Origin of the sequence: Saccharopolyspora aridisoli (assembly GCF_004348445.1) — a bacterium.
GTDB lineage: Bacteria > Actinomycetota > Actinomycetes > Mycobacteriales > Pseudonocardiaceae > Saccharopolyspora > Saccharopolyspora aridisoli.
The window spans coordinates 17,246-34,477 of record NZ_SMKV01000018.1; the positions used below are offsets into that span (position 1 = coordinate 17,246).

At 70.6% G+C, this 17,232-nt stretch carries 14 protein-coding genes; 5 read left to right on the top strand and 9 right to left on the bottom strand.

Going from position 1 to position 17,232, the window contains the following annotated elements:
- Positions 1-12: 12 nt before the first annotated feature.
- Both E1161_RS16055 and E1161_RS16060 read right to left on the bottom strand, forming a co-directional pair.
- Positions 13-1,044 carry a glycoside hydrolase family 43 protein gene (locus E1161_RS16055; protein WP_132624107.1) on the bottom strand — a complete coding sequence of 344 codons (1,032 nt, stop codon included), beginning with the start codon at positions 1,042-1,044 and terminating at the stop codon, positions 13-15.
- 61 nt (positions 1,045-1,105) lie between these two features.
- Positions 1,106-3,091: an alpha-L-arabinofuranosidase C-terminal domain-containing protein gene (locus E1161_RS16060; RefSeq protein WP_132624108.1), complete on the bottom strand. Its 1,986-nt coding sequence runs from the start codon at positions 3,089-3,091 to the stop codon at positions 1,106-1,108.
- A gap of 525 nt (positions 3,092-3,616) precedes the next feature.
- Between E1161_RS16060 and E1161_RS16065 the strand changes: the two genes are divergently transcribed.
- From E1161_RS16065 to E1161_RS16085, 5 genes are all read left to right on the top strand, one after another.
- Positions 3,617-5,551, top strand: coding sequence for a linalool dehydratase/isomerase domain-containing protein (locus tag E1161_RS16065; RefSeq protein ID WP_132624109.1), 1,935 nt, complete (start codon positions 3,617-3,619; stop codon positions 5,549-5,551).
- A 9-nt stretch (positions 5,552-5,560) separates the two neighbouring features.
- The gene (locus tag E1161_RS16070; protein WP_235875069.1) at positions 5,561-6,085 is read left to right on the top strand and encodes a nuclear transport factor 2 family protein; all 525 of its coding nucleotides are present in this window, start codon (positions 5,561-5,563) and stop codon (positions 6,083-6,085) included.
- A 50-nt stretch (positions 6,086-6,135) separates the two neighbouring features.
- On the top strand, positions 6,136-7,185 hold the full coding sequence (locus E1161_RS16075; RefSeq protein WP_132624110.1) for a CobW family GTP-binding protein: 1,050 nt from the start codon (positions 6,136-6,138) through the stop codon (positions 7,183-7,185).
- Between the two features lie 185 nt (positions 7,186-7,370).
- Positions 7,371-7,724, top strand: coding sequence for an alpha/beta hydrolase family protein (locus tag E1161_RS16080; protein ID WP_132624111.1), 354 nt, complete (start codon positions 7,371-7,373; stop codon positions 7,722-7,724).
- 476 nt (positions 7,725-8,200) lie between these two features.
- Positions 8,201-9,415, top strand: a complete 1,215-nt coding sequence (locus tag E1161_RS16085) for a hypothetical protein (RefSeq protein ID WP_235875071.1) — start codon at positions 8,201-8,203, stop codon at positions 9,413-9,415.
- On the opposite strand, the gene E1161_RS16090 is transcribed toward E1161_RS16085, so the two are convergent.
- The 7 genes from E1161_RS16090 to E1161_RS16120 all read right to left on the bottom strand — a co-directional run bounded on the left by E1161_RS16090 (position 9,412) and on the right by E1161_RS16120 (position 17,021).
- Positions 9,412-10,242, bottom strand: coding sequence for a methylenetetrahydrofolate reductase (locus E1161_RS16090; RefSeq protein ID WP_235875072.1), 831 nt, complete (start codon positions 10,240-10,242; stop codon positions 9,412-9,414). The two genes, E1161_RS16085 and E1161_RS16090, sit on opposite strands and share 4 nt — an antisense overlap.
- Complete coding sequence (locus E1161_RS16095; RefSeq protein WP_132624112.1) at positions 10,239-10,862, bottom strand: MBL fold metallo-hydrolase; 624 nt, start codon at positions 10,860-10,862, stop codon at positions 10,239-10,241. The genes E1161_RS16090 and E1161_RS16095 overlap by 4 nt, the downstream gene beginning before the upstream one ends.
- Positions 10,859-11,944 (bottom strand): S-(hydroxymethyl)mycothiol dehydrogenase, encoded by a 1,086-nt coding sequence (locus E1161_RS16100; protein WP_132624113.1) that lies wholly within the window; start codon positions 11,942-11,944, stop codon positions 10,859-10,861. The genes E1161_RS16095 and E1161_RS16100 overlap by 4 nt, the downstream gene beginning before the upstream one ends.
- A 15-nt stretch (positions 11,945-11,959) precedes the next feature.
- Positions 11,960-12,553 carry a sarcosine oxidase subunit gamma gene (locus E1161_RS16105; protein WP_132624114.1) on the bottom strand — a complete coding sequence of 198 codons (594 nt, stop codon included), beginning with the start codon at positions 12,551-12,553 and terminating at the stop codon, positions 11,960-11,962.
- On the bottom strand, positions 12,546-15,362 hold the full coding sequence (locus E1161_RS16110) for a 2Fe-2S iron-sulfur cluster-binding protein (protein ID WP_132624115.1): 2,817 nt from the start codon (positions 15,360-15,362) through the stop codon (positions 12,546-12,548). The genes E1161_RS16105 and E1161_RS16110 overlap by 8 nt, the downstream gene beginning before the upstream one ends.
- On the bottom strand, positions 15,359-15,622 hold the full coding sequence (locus E1161_RS16115) for a sarcosine oxidase subunit delta (RefSeq protein ID WP_132624116.1): 264 nt from the start codon (positions 15,620-15,622) through the stop codon (positions 15,359-15,361). Before E1161_RS16115 ends, E1161_RS16110 begins: the two co-directional genes overlap by 4 nt.
- A gap of 169 nt (positions 15,623-15,791) precedes the next feature.
- Positions 15,792-17,021: a sarcosine oxidase subunit beta family protein gene (locus E1161_RS16120; protein ID WP_132624117.1), complete on the bottom strand. Its 1,230-nt coding sequence runs from the start codon at positions 17,019-17,021 to the stop codon at positions 15,792-15,794.
- Between the last annotated feature and the right edge of the window lie 211 nt (positions 17,022-17,232).

The window sequence follows — 17,232 nt, forward strand, 5'->3', positions numbered from 1 at the left end:
TCGACGACGAGATCACGGCGAATCCGCGACGGGGAAGCCGAGTTCCGGCGTCCCCTCCGGTGTCCACCCGAAGGCCTGGACCCGGGTGTGCCGGTTCGGGTCGAACAGCGGGTCGCCCTCGATCTCCTCGTACTGACGCGCGTGGTAGACCAGCACGTCGGTGCGGCCGTCCTCGGCCACCGTGAAGCTGTTGTGCCCGGGCCCGTACTGGCTGGTGGCATCGTTGCTGGTGAACACCGGTTCCGGGGACTTCGTCCAGGACGCCGGGTCGAGCAGGTCGCCGTCGGTGCGGGCGGTTAGCAGTCCCAGGCAGTAGTTGCTGTCGGTGGCGCTGGCGGAGTAGGTCATGAACACCCGGCCGTTGCGCTGGATGACCGCGGGAGCCTCGTTGACCGCGTAACCCCGGGTCTCCCACTCGAGGGTCGGCGATGACAACCGCGCCGGTGAGCCCTCGATGCTCCAGGGACTGCTCATCCTGGCGATGTAGAGGTTGCTGTTGTTGTCGATCCCGGGCTCCTGCTGCGCCCACACCAGGTAGCGGTCTCCGCCGAGGGTGAACGTCGAGGCGTCCAGCGAGAAGGTGTCCCAGGCCGTGACGATCCGCCCCTTCTCGCTCCAGGTCCCGGCGAACGGATCGGGATCGTCGTTCTCCAGCACGTACATCCGGATGTCGAAGAAGTCCTCCGCCCGCCCGGCCGCGAAGTAGACGTACCACCGGCCGTCGATGTGGTGGATCTCCGGCGCCCAGATGTGCCCGCCCATCTCGCCGGTTCCGTGCCTGCGCCACAGCACGGCCTCCGGGGCGGTGGCCAGGCCGCGCAGCGTCCGGGACCGGCGCAGGACGATCCGGTCGTACTCCGGGACCGTGGCCGTGAAGTAGTAGAAGCCGTCGGAGTGCCGCGTGATGTGCGGATCGGCGCGTTGCCGGGCCAGCGGGTTCGAGTAGTTCGGCGCCGCCGACGCCGAACCTGGCAGCGCCACCGCCGCACCGGCGGCCAGCGCACCGGCGAGCGCGCTGCGGCGGGAGAACAGAGGACTGCTCATCGTTGTGCTCCTGGTGGGAGGTGGGGCGTCGCGCGAGACCTCCCGCGCGACGCCGGGGCTATCAGGGCTGGGTGGGACGAATCCGCAGGAACGTGACGGAGTTCGGCGGGAACGTGTAGGTGAAGGTGTCGGCGGCGCCGTCGAAGGTCGCCTCGACCGGCCGGATCGGTTGCGAGTCGGGCGTGTTCACCGCCGCCGGATCGCCCTGCAACGTGGTCACCCGCGCGACCGGGGCCACCTCACGTCCCAGCTCGACGGTGGTCGGGGCGGGTGCGGACTGGGCGTTGACCACCTTGACGATGAGTTCGCCCGTGGCGTCGTCGAGGGTCACGACCTGGCGGAACGTCGGCGACTCGGTTGCCGTGCTCGGCAGCACGCGGTCACCGACGTTGTTCATGAACAGCTTCTGGGTTTCGTAGCTGGTCGACCCCCACGACCGGTGGTTGTCGAACCAGATCATGTCCGGACGCCACTGCACGTAGTCCTCGTTCGCCAGCAGGGGTGCGTAGGAGGCCATCTCGACCACATCGGCGTTGCGCTCCAGCCCGGTCATGTAGGCGGCCTCGGCGAGCGAGTTGCCCCAGCGATCGTCCTTGGAGGCGTACTCACCGAGGAAGACCTTCGGGCCGTTGCGGTCGTATGTGTCGTAGCGGTGGTTGTTGTCCAGGAACCACTGCGGGTCGTTGTAGTAGTGCTCGTCGACCATGTCGACGGCGTGCTGCCGGTTGAGTTCCCACGCCCGCTCGAACGTCGGTCCGCTGTCGTCCGGCCCGGAGTTGCTGATCACGGTCATCTCGGGGTGGTGGGCCTTGATCGCATCGCGGAAAGCGGTGAAGCGCGCCATGAACTCGTCCGGCAAGTTCTCCTCGTTGCCCACCCCGATGTGGGTGAGCCCGAACGGCTCCGGGTGTCCCATTTCCGCGCGTTTCGCGCCCCAAGGCGACGTGACCGGGCCGTTGGCGAACTCGATGAGGTGGAGCGCGTCCTGGACGTGGCGTCGCAGCAGCTCGGGGTCATCGGTGGCCTGGTTCTCCCCGCACCCGGTGACCAGCGCAGGCACCACCGGGAGCGGCATCGCCCCGATGTCCTCGGCGAACTGGAAGTACTCGAAGTAGCCGAGCCCGTAGGACTGGTTGTAGCCCCAGAAGTTGGCGTTGGTGGCGCGTTGCTCGACCGGGCCGACGGTGTCCTTCCACTGGTAGGACCTGCGGCGCGGCCAGTCCGGCGCCGCGTACGCCTCGTGACTGCCGGTGTTGACCAGGCAGCCCCCCGGGAAGCGCAGGAAACCGGGCTCCAGCGCGGCGACCTTCTCGGCCAGGTCCCGGCGCATCCCGTTCGGGCGGCCCTTGAACGTGTCCTCGGGGAACAGCGACACGACGTCCAGTCCGAGGGTTCCGGTACCACCTGCGGCCACCTCCAAGCGCGCGGTCGTGCTCGTGGCGGTCGCGGTCAGCACTCCTGAGTACTTCGCCCAGCCGTCGCCCCGGACGGTGAGCTCCAGCGGCTTGGCGAGCGCTTTCCCGGACGGGTCGCGAAGAGTCGCGGTCAGCGGCGTGCCGGCCTCCTGGTCGGTGCGCGCCCAGGCGGAGAAGTCGTAGCGACCGCCCTCCTCAACGGCGATTCCGGTGTTGTAGCCGGTGTTGGTGACGCCGAACCGCGCCTGCGGATCGCCGTGGACGTCCGCCTGGAGCCTCAGGTAGCGGCGGTTGCGCTCGTTGAGCCGACCGTCGTCGTCGACCACTTCCGCAGTTCCCGTCGCCCCGCCCGACGCGGCGGGTTCCCACGAGGTCAGCGGGACGTAGTCGGCGTTGTCGGCAGGGTCGTACTCGAACGACCGGTTCTGCACCAGTTCGGCGTAGAGCCCGCCGTCGGCGGCGCGGTTGATGTCCTCGTAGAAGACCCCGTACATCGTGTCGTCGACGATCGGTCCGGTGGCGTTGGGGTCAACGGTCAGCGTGTAGGCGGAGTCCTGCGCGCTCGCCGCGTGCGGGGCGATCAGCGCGGTCGCGAGCAGGACGCCCACGGCGGGAACGGCTCTCGGTCGCATCCTCGACCTGCGCGACGGAAGGGGGACGTCTCTCGCCATCTTCGCTCCTCGGTTCAGCGTTCGGTTCGCGACACGCACGTCTCCGGGTTTGAATGTTCGGTATACCGGACAATGTCCGGGCGGAGCCGCAGAACAAGTTAGAGGCTGGACCGTGATCCGGTCAACATGCGGGTCAGAGAGCTCCGCCGGACGCGGGTGGCTGCGCGCGACGTCCTCACCGACGTGGCCCGCACCTGCTCCGCCGGGAGCGGGCCCGCCGACGTCCGATCGGCGGGCCTCCTGCGTTCCACATCAGGATCTGTGCTCGCCGAGCCTGGCCGGGCGCGAGAGGGCGACCGGCGGAACGTCGTCATCGCTTTCACGCGCACGGCGGTGCCGCTTCCAGCGCCACCACACCACCGTGAGTGAGGGGACCGCGATCGCCGCGCACACGGGGCACATGGAACCGAGTGGGGCGCACGCGGGGCGTCACGTCAACGCGGCTTCGAACGAGTCGCCGGACAACTCCTGGGGGAGGGCAACGCGATGGCGCGCGTTTCCACGGGGACCACTCTGCCTCGGCCACCGGGCTTGCGCGGCCCGCTCACGCAGCGCCGCCTGGTGCGGGCTGGCGCCCTCGGCGGCTCGCTCGTGCTCCTGGGGCTGCTGCCCACCCTGCTCGGCGGCCCGGTGTGGTTGCGAGCCGCGGGGCTCGTCCCGGGCTTCGGGATCGTCTACGCGACGCCCACGCCTACCTGGTCGGTCGAGCTCGTGGCGTGGGTGCTGCTGAACCTCATCGTCCTGCTGGCGGTCGGAGCGGGCCTGCTGACGGGCCTTCAGCGCATCATGACGAAGGGCGATCACCTCACCCTCCCAGCCGTCGTCATCGCCTCGATGCTGCTGGCCGCGATCCTCGCGGCCGTGCACGACGGGCACGGGCACGCGCAGCAGGAGTGGGTGCCGGTCGCGGAGGTGCTCGCGGTCATCGGCACCCCGGCGGCGCTGCTGATCCGGGAGCGGCGCCGGGGGCGGTCCGCGCGCCGAGTCGGTGACGCCCGCCAGGGCCGCCTGGACGCGGCTGCGCGCGAGGAATGGCGGCCAGGCCGGGACGAGCGCGCTGACGAGGACGATCGGGCGCGGCTGGCGCGGTGGGCGGAAACCCTCGCGCTGCAACCCGCGCACGAGTGGAACAACTTCGGCGCGTTCGGCGACGAGTACCTCCTCCCGGCCATGCGCTACCGCGTCTGGGCGGTGTTCCTGATGCTCGCGAGCCTGCGGCACACCCATACGCCGGCGTACTGCGGATATCGCGACGACGCGCTGCGCGCGCTCGTGCTGCGGATGACCGACAAGCCGGTCTGGCGCTACTGGCTGCGGGAGAACCGCTGGGGCATGCTGCGCGACAGCGCCGATCCGATCGGTGGTCCGGCGAACGTCATGTACTCCGGGTACCTGCTGCTGATGCTCTCGGCGTACCGCCAGGCGACCGGGGACGACAGCTTCGACCGGCCCGGCGCGCTCCGGTTCCGCTGGGACGACCGGACCGAATTCGCCTACAGCCACACCGATGTCGCCGAGCGGGTCACCGCGAACTTCCGCCGCTCGCCGCTGGTGCTGTGGCCGTGCGAGCCGGGACTGGTGTTCCCGTTCTGCAACTCCGTGGCCCTGGCGGGCCTGCGGATGTACGTCACCTGCGCCGGGACCCGCCACGCTGAGCTGATCGCACCGAAGTTCCTGCACCGGTTGCGCACCGAGTTCACCGCGCCGGACGGCGACATCTGCGCGTTGCAGGCCAGCAGGTTCGGGATCACGGCCCGCTCCGCCCGTGGCATCACCAACACCGCGGCCATCGCCGCGCTGCTGTCGCCGCTCGACCCGGACTTCGCCTGGCGCACCTGGCAGCTGCTCGTCGCCGAAGAGCTCGACTCCGGCCGCTACGCGCGAACCGACCGAGCGGGAAGTCCCGCCCCGACCGACGCGGACTGGGGCGGGGGCGCGAACCGCGCGAACGCCTTGGGCTGGACCATGTTCCTCGCCCGCGCTCGCAGCGCGCCCTGGTACCGCCGGCTCCGCGAAGCCGCGCGGAACCTGGAGAACCCGCCCGCGGAATTCCGGATGTTCGACGCGTCGGTGCACGCCAACGGGATCCTCGGCCTGGGCGCGGTCACCGACGAAAGCGCCTGGCGGAACATGTTGCTCACCCCGTCGCGCCACACCGGCCCGCGCCTCACCGAAGTGCCCTGGCCGGACATCACGGTCGTCACCGCGACCACCGACGGCAGATCCCACTACGCGATCCTCCGCTGCGGCACCGGCGGCGCCCTGCGCCGCCACCGGCTCGGTTTCGACCACCTGGTTCCGCACGGCACTTACACCATGGACGGCGCCACAGCGCGGGAAGTCACCGCGGACGCGACCGGGAGAGCGGTGGTGGAGGTCGACCTGCGGCCCCGCCACCACCTCCGCCTCACGCGGGGCTGATCTGCGGGCGTGTTCGCCCCACTTCCTCCGGCGCTGGGGCGAGAATGGGGACTCCCCGTCTTCAGGAGGTCGCCGTGCCGGAGGATCGCCCGCTCTACCCGCCGTTCACCCGCGAGACCGCGCTGCAGAAGGTCCAGGCGGCCGAGGACGCCTGGAACACGCGCGATCCGCAGCGCGTCGCTGGCCTACACGCCCGATTCGCAGTGGCGGAACCGGGACGTGTTCGTCAGCGGCAGGGAGGAGATCGTCGCCTTCCTGACCCGCAAGTGGGAGCGCGAGCTCGACTACGCGCTGCGCAAGAGCCTCTGGAGCTTCGAGGAGAACCGCATCGCGGTCCGCTTCCAGTACGAGTGCCACGACGCCGCCGGCCAGTGGTGGCGCAGCTACGGCAACGAGCTCTGGGAGTTCGACGAGCACGGCCTGATGCGGCGCCGCGAAGCCAGCATCAACGACGTCGCCATCGACGAGGCCGACCGCCGCGTCCAGGGTCCCCGCCCGGAGGCGGAACGCGGCCTCGACATCCCGCTCCGCTAGCGGGGAGTCCTGCCAGGGCCTTCGCGACCTGCGGGCGGTGGCGTGCGAGGATGACCGCTGGTGAGCGAGATGATGAACGTGGGGGAGCCGTGACGGCGCGGATTCCGGTGGTCGTGCTGGCGGGCTACTTGGGCTCGGGCAAGACCACCCTGCTGAACCACCTGCTGCGCAACGACGACGGACGCCGGATCGGTGTGCTGGTCAACGACTTCGGCAGCATCAACATCGACGCCATGAACGTCGCCGGGCAGGTCGACATCGCGATGTCGATGGAGAACGGCTGCCTGTGCTGCGCGGTCGACGCCGACGGCGTGGACCGGATGCTGGAGCGGCTGGCCTACCCGGGCGCCCCGCTGGACGTCATCGTGATCGAGGCCAGCGGCATCGCCGAACCTCGCCAGCTGGTTCGGATGGTGCTGTCCTCGCAGAACCCGCACATCGAGTTCGGCGGGCTAGTGGAGGTCGTCGACGCCGCCGAGTTCGACGACACCCGGGCCCGGCACCCGGAGCTCGACGATCACGTTCGGCTCGCCGACCTGGTGGTCGTCAACAAGGTCGACCGCGTCGGTGAGGCCGACCGGGACCGGGTGATCGGTGCGGTCCGCGAGATCGCCGACGGTGCCGTGCTGCCCGCTGAGCGGGGCAGGATCTCCCCGGGCATCCTCTTCGACGACGTCGAGGCGCGTGACTTCGGGACGAGGCAGCTGTCCTTCGCCGACCTGGAGGAGCACGATCACGACCACGACCGGCACATGCACGCCGCCTACGAGTCGATGGAGTTCATCGCCGACCGGCCGCTGAACCCCTCGGCGTTCCTGCGCTTCCTCAACGAGCGCAGCCGGGGCGTCTACCGCATCAAGGGCCCCATCGACTTCGGCCCGTCCGGCGACGACCGGCGCTTCGTGCTCCACACCGTCGGCGTCTACGCCGCGTTCGAGAAGACCAGGTGGAAGGGTCCGCGGGCCACCAGCCTCGTCCTCATCGGCACCGACCTCGACACCGAGGACCTCACCCGCCGACTCCAGTCCTGCGTCGACCCGGACCCCGACACCATCGACGAGCTCGGAATCCTCAACCTGGCCCGCCACCTGGACGACTGAGTCCACCACGGCCAGCACTGGTCCGAACCGATCGGCCGAGGCGGACATCGATCACGGACCTGTTCGGGCCAGATCGCCCGTTGCGGACCACCGGCCCCGGCCGTCGCGGCTCCCGTCGCGGGGTCAGGGCGGCCACCGCGTCGGTGGTGTCGACTCCTGCGGCGATCTAGGTGTGCGGGAACCCGGTGGGCAAACCGGCGCTGGTGCTGCACGGCGGTCCCGGCTCGGGCTGCCCCAGCGCAGGTCGGGTCGCAGGACACCGCACGCCGTCGGGTTGCGTGCTGGCGCTGGCCTACGCCCAGCGACATCCGGGCCGGGTGCCGGAGATGGTGCTCTGCGCCCTGGCCACCGGACGGCGCGCCGAAACCGACCTGCTCACAAGCGGACTCGGCGCGATCTTCCCGCAGGCGTGGGAACGCTCCCGCGGCGGCGTGCCCGAATCCGGCTGCGATGGCGATCTCGCCGACGCCTACCACGTTGCTCATGGACCCGACCCCGCCGTGCACCGCAGAGCGCGCGGGACTGGTGCGCTTGAATGAGGCGCTGGGCCCGGGCTCGGCGCCTGACACGAGGTTCGACGACCCGGAATTCGCCCTCTGGTTCGCGCGCGTCGTCACCCACTTCTGGCGTCACGGCTCCTGGTTGCGAGGAGCAGCTCCTGAGCGGAACCGGCGCTCTGGCGGGCATTCCCGCGAAGTTCCTCCAAGGCGTGCTGGACCTGGGCAACCTGCTGGCACCCCGCGGCAGCTCGAGGCCGCCTGGCAGGGAGCCGAACTGGAGCTCGTGGACGCCGGTCACCGCGCCGCAGGTGGTGTGGCCGAGGCCGTCGTGCGGGCCACCGACCCTTCCGCCCCCCGGCGGTGCATCCCTGCGAGCGGTGAGGACGATCTGTAACGTCGCGACTGCCGTCGTTCAAACGACCTGCGCCGACGTGTGTACCGGAGCGATCCTCCGGGTAGTCCGCGAGGTCGAGCACGACGTTCCAGACGCGACGAGCACCGAGAGGGGACCGAGCATGGCCGAGCGGGACCGGGGTGAGGCCTCCGGTGAAGCCGGCGACCCGGGCGGGGAAGAGCACGACGAGAGCTCCGAGGACCAGCAGGAAGCCGAACAGCTCGCGGAACGCGGTGAGCCGGAGTCGGAGTCGGAGTCGGAGACTCCCGATCGACGCCTCGGGCTGGTGGCCGACCCGGACATGCCCGAGCGCGTTACCCGGCGGCTCGCCCGCGACCTGCCCGAACTGCTCAGCGACGAGGAGCTGTCGTGGGCCGTCGAGGTCGACGTCGACCCGGTGACCGCGGGACGGCACAACACCCGCGACATCCTGGCCTCCACCCGTGAGCGGATGGACCACCACCACTGGGACCTCGCGATCTGCCTGACCGACCTCCCGGTGCGCGCCAACGGTCGCCCGGTGGTGGCCGAGGCCGACCTCGACCGCGACGTGGCCGTGGTGTCGCTGCCCGCGCTGGGCGGTACCCAGGTGTACCGGCGGTCCAAGCAGGTCATGCTGCTGATGGTCGACGAGCTGATCGGCCGCGAGGACGGTGGCGAGAACCGCTACGGCCTGGACAGCAAGCTCTCCAGGCTCCTGGCGCCGGTGCAGCGCCAGGAGCACAACGGCGAGCACGAGGCGGACGTCCGCTACACCACCACTCGCAGGCGCGGCCGGTTGAGGCTGCTCAGCGGGATGGTGCGCTCCAACGAGCCCACGCAGCTGATCTTCGGGTTGCGCAGCGCGCTGGCCGCGGCGTTGGCCACCAGCGCCTTCGGTCTGTCGTCCAGCACGATCTGGCAGATCGGCGATCAGCTCGGAGCGTTCCGGCAGGTCACCGCCGCGGTGCTGTCGGTGGCACTCCTGGTCGGCTGGATGATCCTCGCGCACGGGTTGTGGGAGAAGCGGCGCAACAGCAGCGAGAACGATCGCGACCAGGTGCTGCTCTACAACACCTCCACGGTGGCGACGCTGACCATCGGGATCGGTGTCATGTACTTCGGGCTGTTCGCGGTCAACCTGGTGGTGGCGCTGTTCCTCGTGCCGCCTCACCTGCTCGCCAGCACCCTCGGCCACCCCGCCGACTTCACCCGCTACCTGGCGTTGGCCTGGGGATTCACCACCATGGGGGTGGTCGCCGGAGCGCTGGGGTCGAGCCTCGAATCCGATCAGGCGGTGCGCCAGGCCGCCTACGGCTACCGCGAGGATCAGCGCCGCGGCGAGCAGGAGCGCTAGGACAGCGCGGCGAGCCGGTCCTGCCGCCAGCGCTCGGTCCTGGCCAGGTCGTTGAAGGTGAACAGGTGGAATCCGCTGATGGCGTTGCCCGGTGAGGTGATCTGGTCGGTCAGGCCGGCGACCAGCTTGTCCGGCCGGTAGCCGCTGGGCAGGAAGAAGCGCCAGAACATCGCCGACTGCTTGGCGAGGAACCGCGCGGACTGACCGAGGCCGAGACCCGCCGAGACCCGGATCAGCTTCTGCCGGTTGACGCTGCCCGGGACCCCCACCCGGACCGGCGTGGTGATCCCGGAATCGTGCAGCCGCCCGGCCCAACCGGTGGTCGTGGCGGGGTTGAAGCACAACTGGGTGACGATCTCGTGCGCGTGAACGGCCTTGCGCCGCAACGCTTCGGATATCACCGAATCCGGGATCGTGCCGTGCCCCTCCGGGTATCCGGCGATGCCGATGTGGGAGAAGTCGCGCCCGCCCTCGGCGAGGGCGAGCAGCAGGCCCTCCGCGTCGGAGAACTCGCCGGCGGGCTCGGCGGCGTCACCGCCGACGACGAACACGCGGTCCACGCCCGACTCCAGCAGCCGCGCGGCGATCTCGTCCAGCTCGGCGCGGTCGCGAACCAGCCGTGCGGCCAGGTGCGGGGCGGTGGCGTAGCCGTTCTTGCTGAGCCGGACGGCCAGGTCGACCGTCGGTTCCAGCCCCCTGGCCTCGGTGGTGGTGACGGTCAGCACCACGTCCCGGGGGACGTGGGCGAGGACCTCCTCCTCGGTGCTGCCGAAGGGCAGGACCTCGTAGGAGGCGTTGCGCAGCGCAGCGGCCAGCACCGCGCTCACCGGGACACCCACTCGTCGAACTGCTCCACGACCTCGGCGATCGTGGTGCTCGGTCCGTGCCCCGGATGGACCTTGGTCCGCGCGGGGAGGGGCAGCAACCGGTCCCGGATCGAGTCGATGATCGCGTCGCGGTCGGAGAACGAGCGCCCGGTCGCACCCGGCCCACCGGCGAACAGGGTGTCGCCGGTGAACGCGGTCGCCAGGTCCGGGCAGTAGAAGCACACCGACCCGGGGGTGTGGCCGGGGGTGTGGACCACCTGCAGGCTCAACCGCCCGATGTGGAAGGTCTGTCGGTCGACCAGGCGCCCGTCCGGTTGCCGGTCCGGGTGGGTCAGCTCCCACAACGGCCGGTCCATCGGGTGCAGGTACAGCGGTGCTCCGACGGCGTCGGCCAGCTGCGGAGCCATCCGCACGTGGTCGTCGTGGGCGTGGGTGGCCAGCACCGCGACCACCTCGCGGCCCGCGACGAGTTCGAGGACCGCGTCGATGTCGTGCGGCGCGTCGATGACGAGGCACTGGTGGTCGTCACCGACCACCCACAGGTTGTTCTCGACCTCGTGGACCTCGCCGTCGAGGGAGAACTTGCCCTCGACGGTGGCGTGGTCGACCCGGATGCTCATGGGAACGTCACCACCGAACGCAGCACTTCGCCGCGGCCCATCTTCGCGAAGGCCGCTTCGACGTCATCAAGGGAGATCTCCTCGCTGACGAACTTCTCGAGCGGCAGTCGGCCCTGCAGGTGGAGCTCGGTGAGCATCGGGAAGTCCCGTTCGGGGAGGCAGTCACCGTACCAGCTGGACTTCAGCGCGCCGCCGCGGGCGAAGACGTCCAGCAGCGGCAGTTCCAGCCGCATCGACGGGTCCGGTACGCCGACCAGCACGGCCGTGCCCGCCAGGTCGCGGGCGTAGAACGCCTGCTCGTAGGTCGCGGGCACCCCCACGGCGTCCACGACCACATCCGCTCCGTGACCACCGGTGAGCTCGCGGATCGCCTCCACGGTGTCGGACTCGGAGGCGTTGACGGTGTGGGTGGCGCCGAACTCCCGCGCCCACGCCAGCTTCTCGGGGTCCCTGTCCACGGCGATGATCCGCCGCGCACCCGCCATGGCCGCCCCGGCGATGGCCCCGTCGCCAACGCCGCCGCAGCCGATGACGGCCACCGAATCGCCCGGACCGACCTGCCCGGTGTTGACCGCGGCGCCGATCCCGGCCATCACACCGCAGCCCAGCAACCCGGCCACGGCCGGCCGCGCCGCCGGGTCCACCTTCGTGCACTGCCCTGAGTGGACGAGCGTGCGCTCGGCGAACCCGCCGATGCCCAACGCCGGCGAGAGCGGGGTGCCGTCGGCCAGCGTCATCGGCTGGGAGGCGTTGTGGGTGGCGAAGCAGTACTGCGGACGACCGCGCTTGCAGGCGCGGCAGCTCCCGCACACGGCCCGCCAGTTCAGCACGACGAAGTCGCCCGGCTCGAGGTCGTGCACCCCGTCTCCGACGGAGTCGACGACCCCGGCCACCTCGTGGCCGAGCAGGAACGGGTAGTCGTCGCTGATGCCGCCCTCGCGGTAGTGCAGGTCGGTGTGGCAGACACCGCACGCCTGCACCCGGATGACGGCCTCACCCGGGCCCGGGTCGGGCACGTGGATGGTGGTCACCTCGACCGGTTTGCCCTTGCCGGTGGACACGACTGCACGCGCTTCGGTCACGTCAACGCTCCCTGTTCATCGCTTCTGGTGGTATTCGGCGGCCGCGTCGCGGAGCCAGTCGGCGAGGTAACGCGCGAACGAGGCGCGGACGAAGACCCAGTAGTTCGGTGGTGCGGCGTCGCGGCACAGCAGCACGACGCCGGTGCGGGCCAGCAGGGTCTGCGCGCAGCGGTCCGGGCCGAAGCTGCGCCGGTGCAGGTCCAGCGCGCAGCCCTTCGCCAGCAGCTCAGGCGCTTTCGGCCCGGCGACCTCGATGATGGTGCGGTGCGCCGAGACGTCCACGACGGAGCCGTGCTCGTCGCCGAGTGCCTCGCCCACCGCCGTCTGGATCCGGTCGGCCTCGCCTTCCGGGCCGACCAGCAGCCATTCGTCCGGTCCGAGCCAGGCGACGAGCAGTCGTTCGGTGCGCGACACCTGCCCGGCCTGGTTGGGCAGCATCGTGCCGAGCGCGGTGCCGATGCGTTCCGCCGCAGGGCTCTTCGGGTCGACGCGCAGCGCGACCTGGGCGGTGAAGGACACCTCGGACAGGTGCAGCGCTCCGGGGACCGAGGCGTCGGTCAGCACGTCGGCGTGCGCGGCCAGCGGGGATTCGCCGTAGGGCTCAGCCATCGCGGCGGGCTCCTTCCTTGTCGTAGAAGATCGGTTCGGTGATCTCCACGGGCACCAGCTGGTCGCCCACGTGGCTGTAGATCGTCTGCCCGATGCGGTCGCGACCGCCGGCGACCAGCGCGAGCGCGAACGGGCGGCCCAGAGCCGCGCTGCGGTAGCTGGAGGTGACGTGACCCAGCATCGGCACCGGCGGCTCCGGCAGCTCATCGGTGGCCACCAGCTGCGATCCCTCCGGCACGACGGGGGAGTCGGCGGGCGGGAGCAGGCCGACGAGGTGCTTGCGGTCGGAGCGGGTCGTGTCGGCGCGGGTGAACGAGCGCATGCCGAGGAAGTCGTGCTTCTTCTTCGACACCGCCCAGCTCATCCCGAGGTCGTGCGGGGTCACCGTGCCGTCGGTGTCCTGGCCGACGATGGGGAAGCCCTTCTCCGCGCGCAGCACGTGCATCGTCTCGGTGCCGTACGGGGTGATGCCGAACGGCACGCCCGCGTCGTGCAGGACCTCCCACACCTCGCGGCCGTACCAGCGCGGCACGTTGATCTCGAAGGCCAGCTCGCCCGAGAAGCTGATCCGGCACACCCGCGCCTGGCGGCCCGCGACGAGGCCGTCCTGCCAAGCCATGAACGGGAACGATTCGTTGTCCAGCTCGAAGCCGGAGGACACCGCGGCCAGCACGTCGCGGGAGCGGGGACCGGCCAGCGCGATGGTGGCCCACTGCTCGGTCACCGAGGTCAGGTGCACGCGCAGGTGCGGCCACTCGGTCTGCAGCCAGTCCTCCAGCCACTCCAGCACTCCGGCGGCACCACCGGAGGTGGTGGAGATCAGGTAGCGGTGCTCGCCGGTGCGCATCACCGTGCCGTCGTCGAAGACCATCCCGTCGGCGGTGCACATCAACCCGTACCGGATGCGGCCGATCTTGAGGGTGCTCATCTTGTTGGTGTAGACGAGGTCGAGGAACTCGGCGGCGTCCGGGCCCTGCACGTCGATCTTGCCGAGCGTCGAGACGTCCTGCATGCCCACGCCGGTGCGCACCGCGTCGCACTCGCGCAGCACCGCCGCCTGCATGTCCTCACCAGGCAACGGGTAGTACCAGGGTCGCTTCCACTGGCCGACGTCCTCGAACGGCGCGCCCTGCTCGACGTGCCAGTCGTGCATGGCGGTGACCCTGACCGGGTCGTAGAGATCGCCCCGGTCCCGGCCGGCCAGCGCGGCGAAGGCCACCGGCGTGTAGGGCGGGCGGAACGTGGTTGCGCCGACCTCGGAGAGCTCGACGCCCAGCAGCTGGGAGATCACCCCGGAGGACAGGATGCCGGAGGTCTTGCCCTGGTCATGGGCAGTGCCGATGGTCGTGAACCGCTTGATGTGCTCCACCGAGTCCATGCCGGCGCCGACGGCCTTGCGGACGTCGGACACGGTCGCATCGCGCGCGAGGTCCACGTACTGCTCGTCCTCGCACGCGCAGGTGAGCAGCCACGTCGGCTGCGGCGCGACGACCGGGGGAGACGCCACCGCGGGCACCTCGGCGAAGTCGGCGTCGAACCCGGTTTCGCGCGCCGCGTCGCTGCCCGCCTCGGAACCGGTGCGCAGGCAGTCGAAGGTGCCGAAAACCCCTGCCGCGGCGCCGATCGAGCGCACGCCGCGCGAACTGCGGTTCGGCACGAACGCGCCGATCTCGTCCGAGTAGCGCAGGCTTCCGCGCGACTGGCTGTGCAGGTGCACCGCCGGGTTCCAGCCACCGGAGACCAGCAGCAGATCGCAGTCCAGCTCGACGGTTGCTTCCTCGCCCCGCCGCTGCACCGTCGCACCGCTCACGCGGCTGGTGCCCGAGGTGCCGATCAGGGAAGAGCCGTTGCGGATGGGGATGCCGCGCTCCACGCAGCGCGAGGCCCACACCGTCGACACGACCGGCCGGACGTCCACCACCGCGGCGATGGTGACCCCGGCGTCGTGCAGGTCGATCGCGGCGGCGTAGGCGCTGTCGTTGGTGGTGAACACGACCGCGCGCTCGCCCGGCAGCACCCCGTAGCGGTGCAGGTAGGTGCGGGCGGCTCCGGCCAGCATCGTGCCGGGACGGTCGTTGCCGGGGAACACCAGCGGACGCTCGTGCGAACCGGTCGCCAGCACGACCTCGCCAGCCCGGATGTGCCAGGTCCGCTGACGGACGAAGAAGTCATCGCCGTGGTGCTCGACGGCGACGAGGTAGTTGTGGTCGTGGTGGCCGAACACGGTCGTGCGAGGCAGCCGGGTCACCTCGGGGGTGGCGTCGAGCTCGGCCACGACCCGCTGGACCCATCTGTCGGCCGGCCTGCCCGACAGCTGTTCACCGCTTCCCAGCAGCTGGCCGCCGAACTCGGTGCCCGCATCGGCGATGATCACCCGGGCTCCGCTGCGCGCGGCGCTCAGCGCCGCCGCGAGACCGGCGGGTCCGGCACCCACCACGAGGACGTCGCAGTGCGCGTGCGTCGTCTCGTAGCGGGCCGGGTCGGCTTCGGTCGCCAGCCGGCCCTGGCCGGGCAGTCCGGTGGCGGCCAGGCCGTCGCGCAGCTCGACGGTGGTCGCGGTGAGCATCGGCTCCGGGAACGGCTCGTCGATCTGCACCAGCGCGTTCGGTTCCTCGGGGCCCGCGGCCATGATCCCGCGCGGACGCCCGTGCTTGATGCTGGTGGTGACCTGGTGGACGCCGTTGGCCAGCAACGCTGAGGCGAGGGTGTCGCCTTCGAAGCCCTCGTACTCCCGTCCGTCGAACCTGAAGCGGAGGACGCGGTCCCGGTCGATCCGGCCGCCTTCGGCCAGCCTGAACTCGTTGCTCACCTCGTCACCGCCCGGTCATCGTGGAGGATCTCGTTGGTCCTGGTGTCGCGGCGGAGGGTGAACCAGCGCCGGCAACCCGCCTGGTGGTTCCACCGCTCGGCGAAGGCGCCCTTCGGATTGGCGCGGTAGAAGAGGAAACGAGCCCAGTCCACATCGGACGTCGCCTGCGGATCGGCGGGGTAGGCGACGTCGGCTTGGCCGCCGTAGTGGAACTCGGTCTCGTTGCGCGGCCCGCACCACGGGCAGGGGATCAGCATCATGGGAGCCTCCTTCTCGGAGCTGTGAGCGGTGCGGCGGTAGCCGCTGTTTCAGGTGTGGGACTCAACTCGCACCCCCGCGGGTTCTCAGCGGAGTGGCGCCCGGCCCCAGAGGACCGCTGAGGTTCCGCCACCCGCACCGCCAAGCAGGATGAGCCTGGAAACGGTGTTCTCAGTGCGCCACGCCGGCGGCGCCGTGCTCGTCGACCAGGGCACCGGTGGTGAACCGGTCCAGGCTGAACGGCGCGTTGAGCTCGTGCGGCTCGTCGTGGGCGATGGTGTGGGCGTAGCACCAGCCGACCCCAGGGGTCGCCTTGAAACCACCTGTGCCCCAACCGCAGTTGATGTACAGGCCCTCGAACGGGGTCAGTCCCATGATCGCCGAGGCGTCCGGGGTCACGTCCACCACGCCCGCCCAGGTGCGCAGCACGTGCGCCCGGGCGAACATCGGGAACAGCTCGACCGCGGCGGTCAGCTCGCGCTCGATGGTGTGGAACGACCCGCGCTGCCCGTAGGAGTTGTAGGCGTCGATGCCGGCGCCGAGGACCAGTTCTCCCTTGTGCGCCTGGCTGACGTAGACGTGCACCGCGTTGGACATGACCACCGTCGGGTGCACGGGCTCCAGCAGCTCGGAGACCAGAGCTTGCAGCGGGTGGCTCTGCAGCGGTAGCGGCAACCCGAGCTCGTCGGCGAGCACCGAGGTGTGCCCGGCGGCGGCCAGCGCGACCTTGCCGGTGGCGATGTCACCGCGCGTGGTGCGCACGCCCACGATCTTGTCGCCCACCCGGTCGAAGCCGGTGACCTGGCAGTTCTGCACCAGGTCCACGCCCATCCGGTCCAGCGCGCGGGCGAATCCCCACGCGACGTGGTCGTGCTTGGCGATGCCCGCCCGGGGCTGCCAGGTCGCACCCATGACCGGGTAGCGCAGGTCCGGCGAGGTGTTGAGGATCGGGCAGATCTCGGCCACCTGCTGCGGATCGAGCCATTCGGCGTCGATGCCGTTGAGCCGGTTCGCCCCCACCCGGCGTACGCCGTCGCGGACCTCCTGCAGGGAGTGGGCGAGGTTGAGCACGCCGCGCTGGGAGAACAGCAGCGGGTAGTCCAGCTCCTCCTCCAGTCCCTCCCAGAGCTTGAGCGCGTGCTCGTAGAGCCCTGCGCTGGCGTCCCAGAGGTAGTTGGAGCGGATGATCGTGGTGTTGCGGGCCATGTTCCCGCCTGCGAGCCAACCGCTCTCGAGCACGGCCATGTTGGTGATGCCGTGGTTGACCGCGAGGTAGTAGGCGGTGGCCAGACCGTGGCCGCCGCCGCCCACGATCACCACGTCGTAGGACGGCCTCGGGTCGGCGGGGCCCCAGAGCCAGTCCGGGTGCTCAGGCAATTCGGCGCCGGGAGTGCGCGGCATGAGAGCCCTCCGTTCGATGTGCGGTGAGCGAGTGCTCGACAGGGGAGAGGCGCTTGGTGGACAACTGACATATCAGATGGATACCAAAGGTAGCAGCGCCTGCCGCGTGGTCAAGGGCTGAAGTTCGGCCGGGTGGGGATCGTAGCGTCCGTGTGGGCGTTGGGGCTGGTGAGAGCACTCGGACGGGTTGGCGCGCGTGGAGCGGATCGTG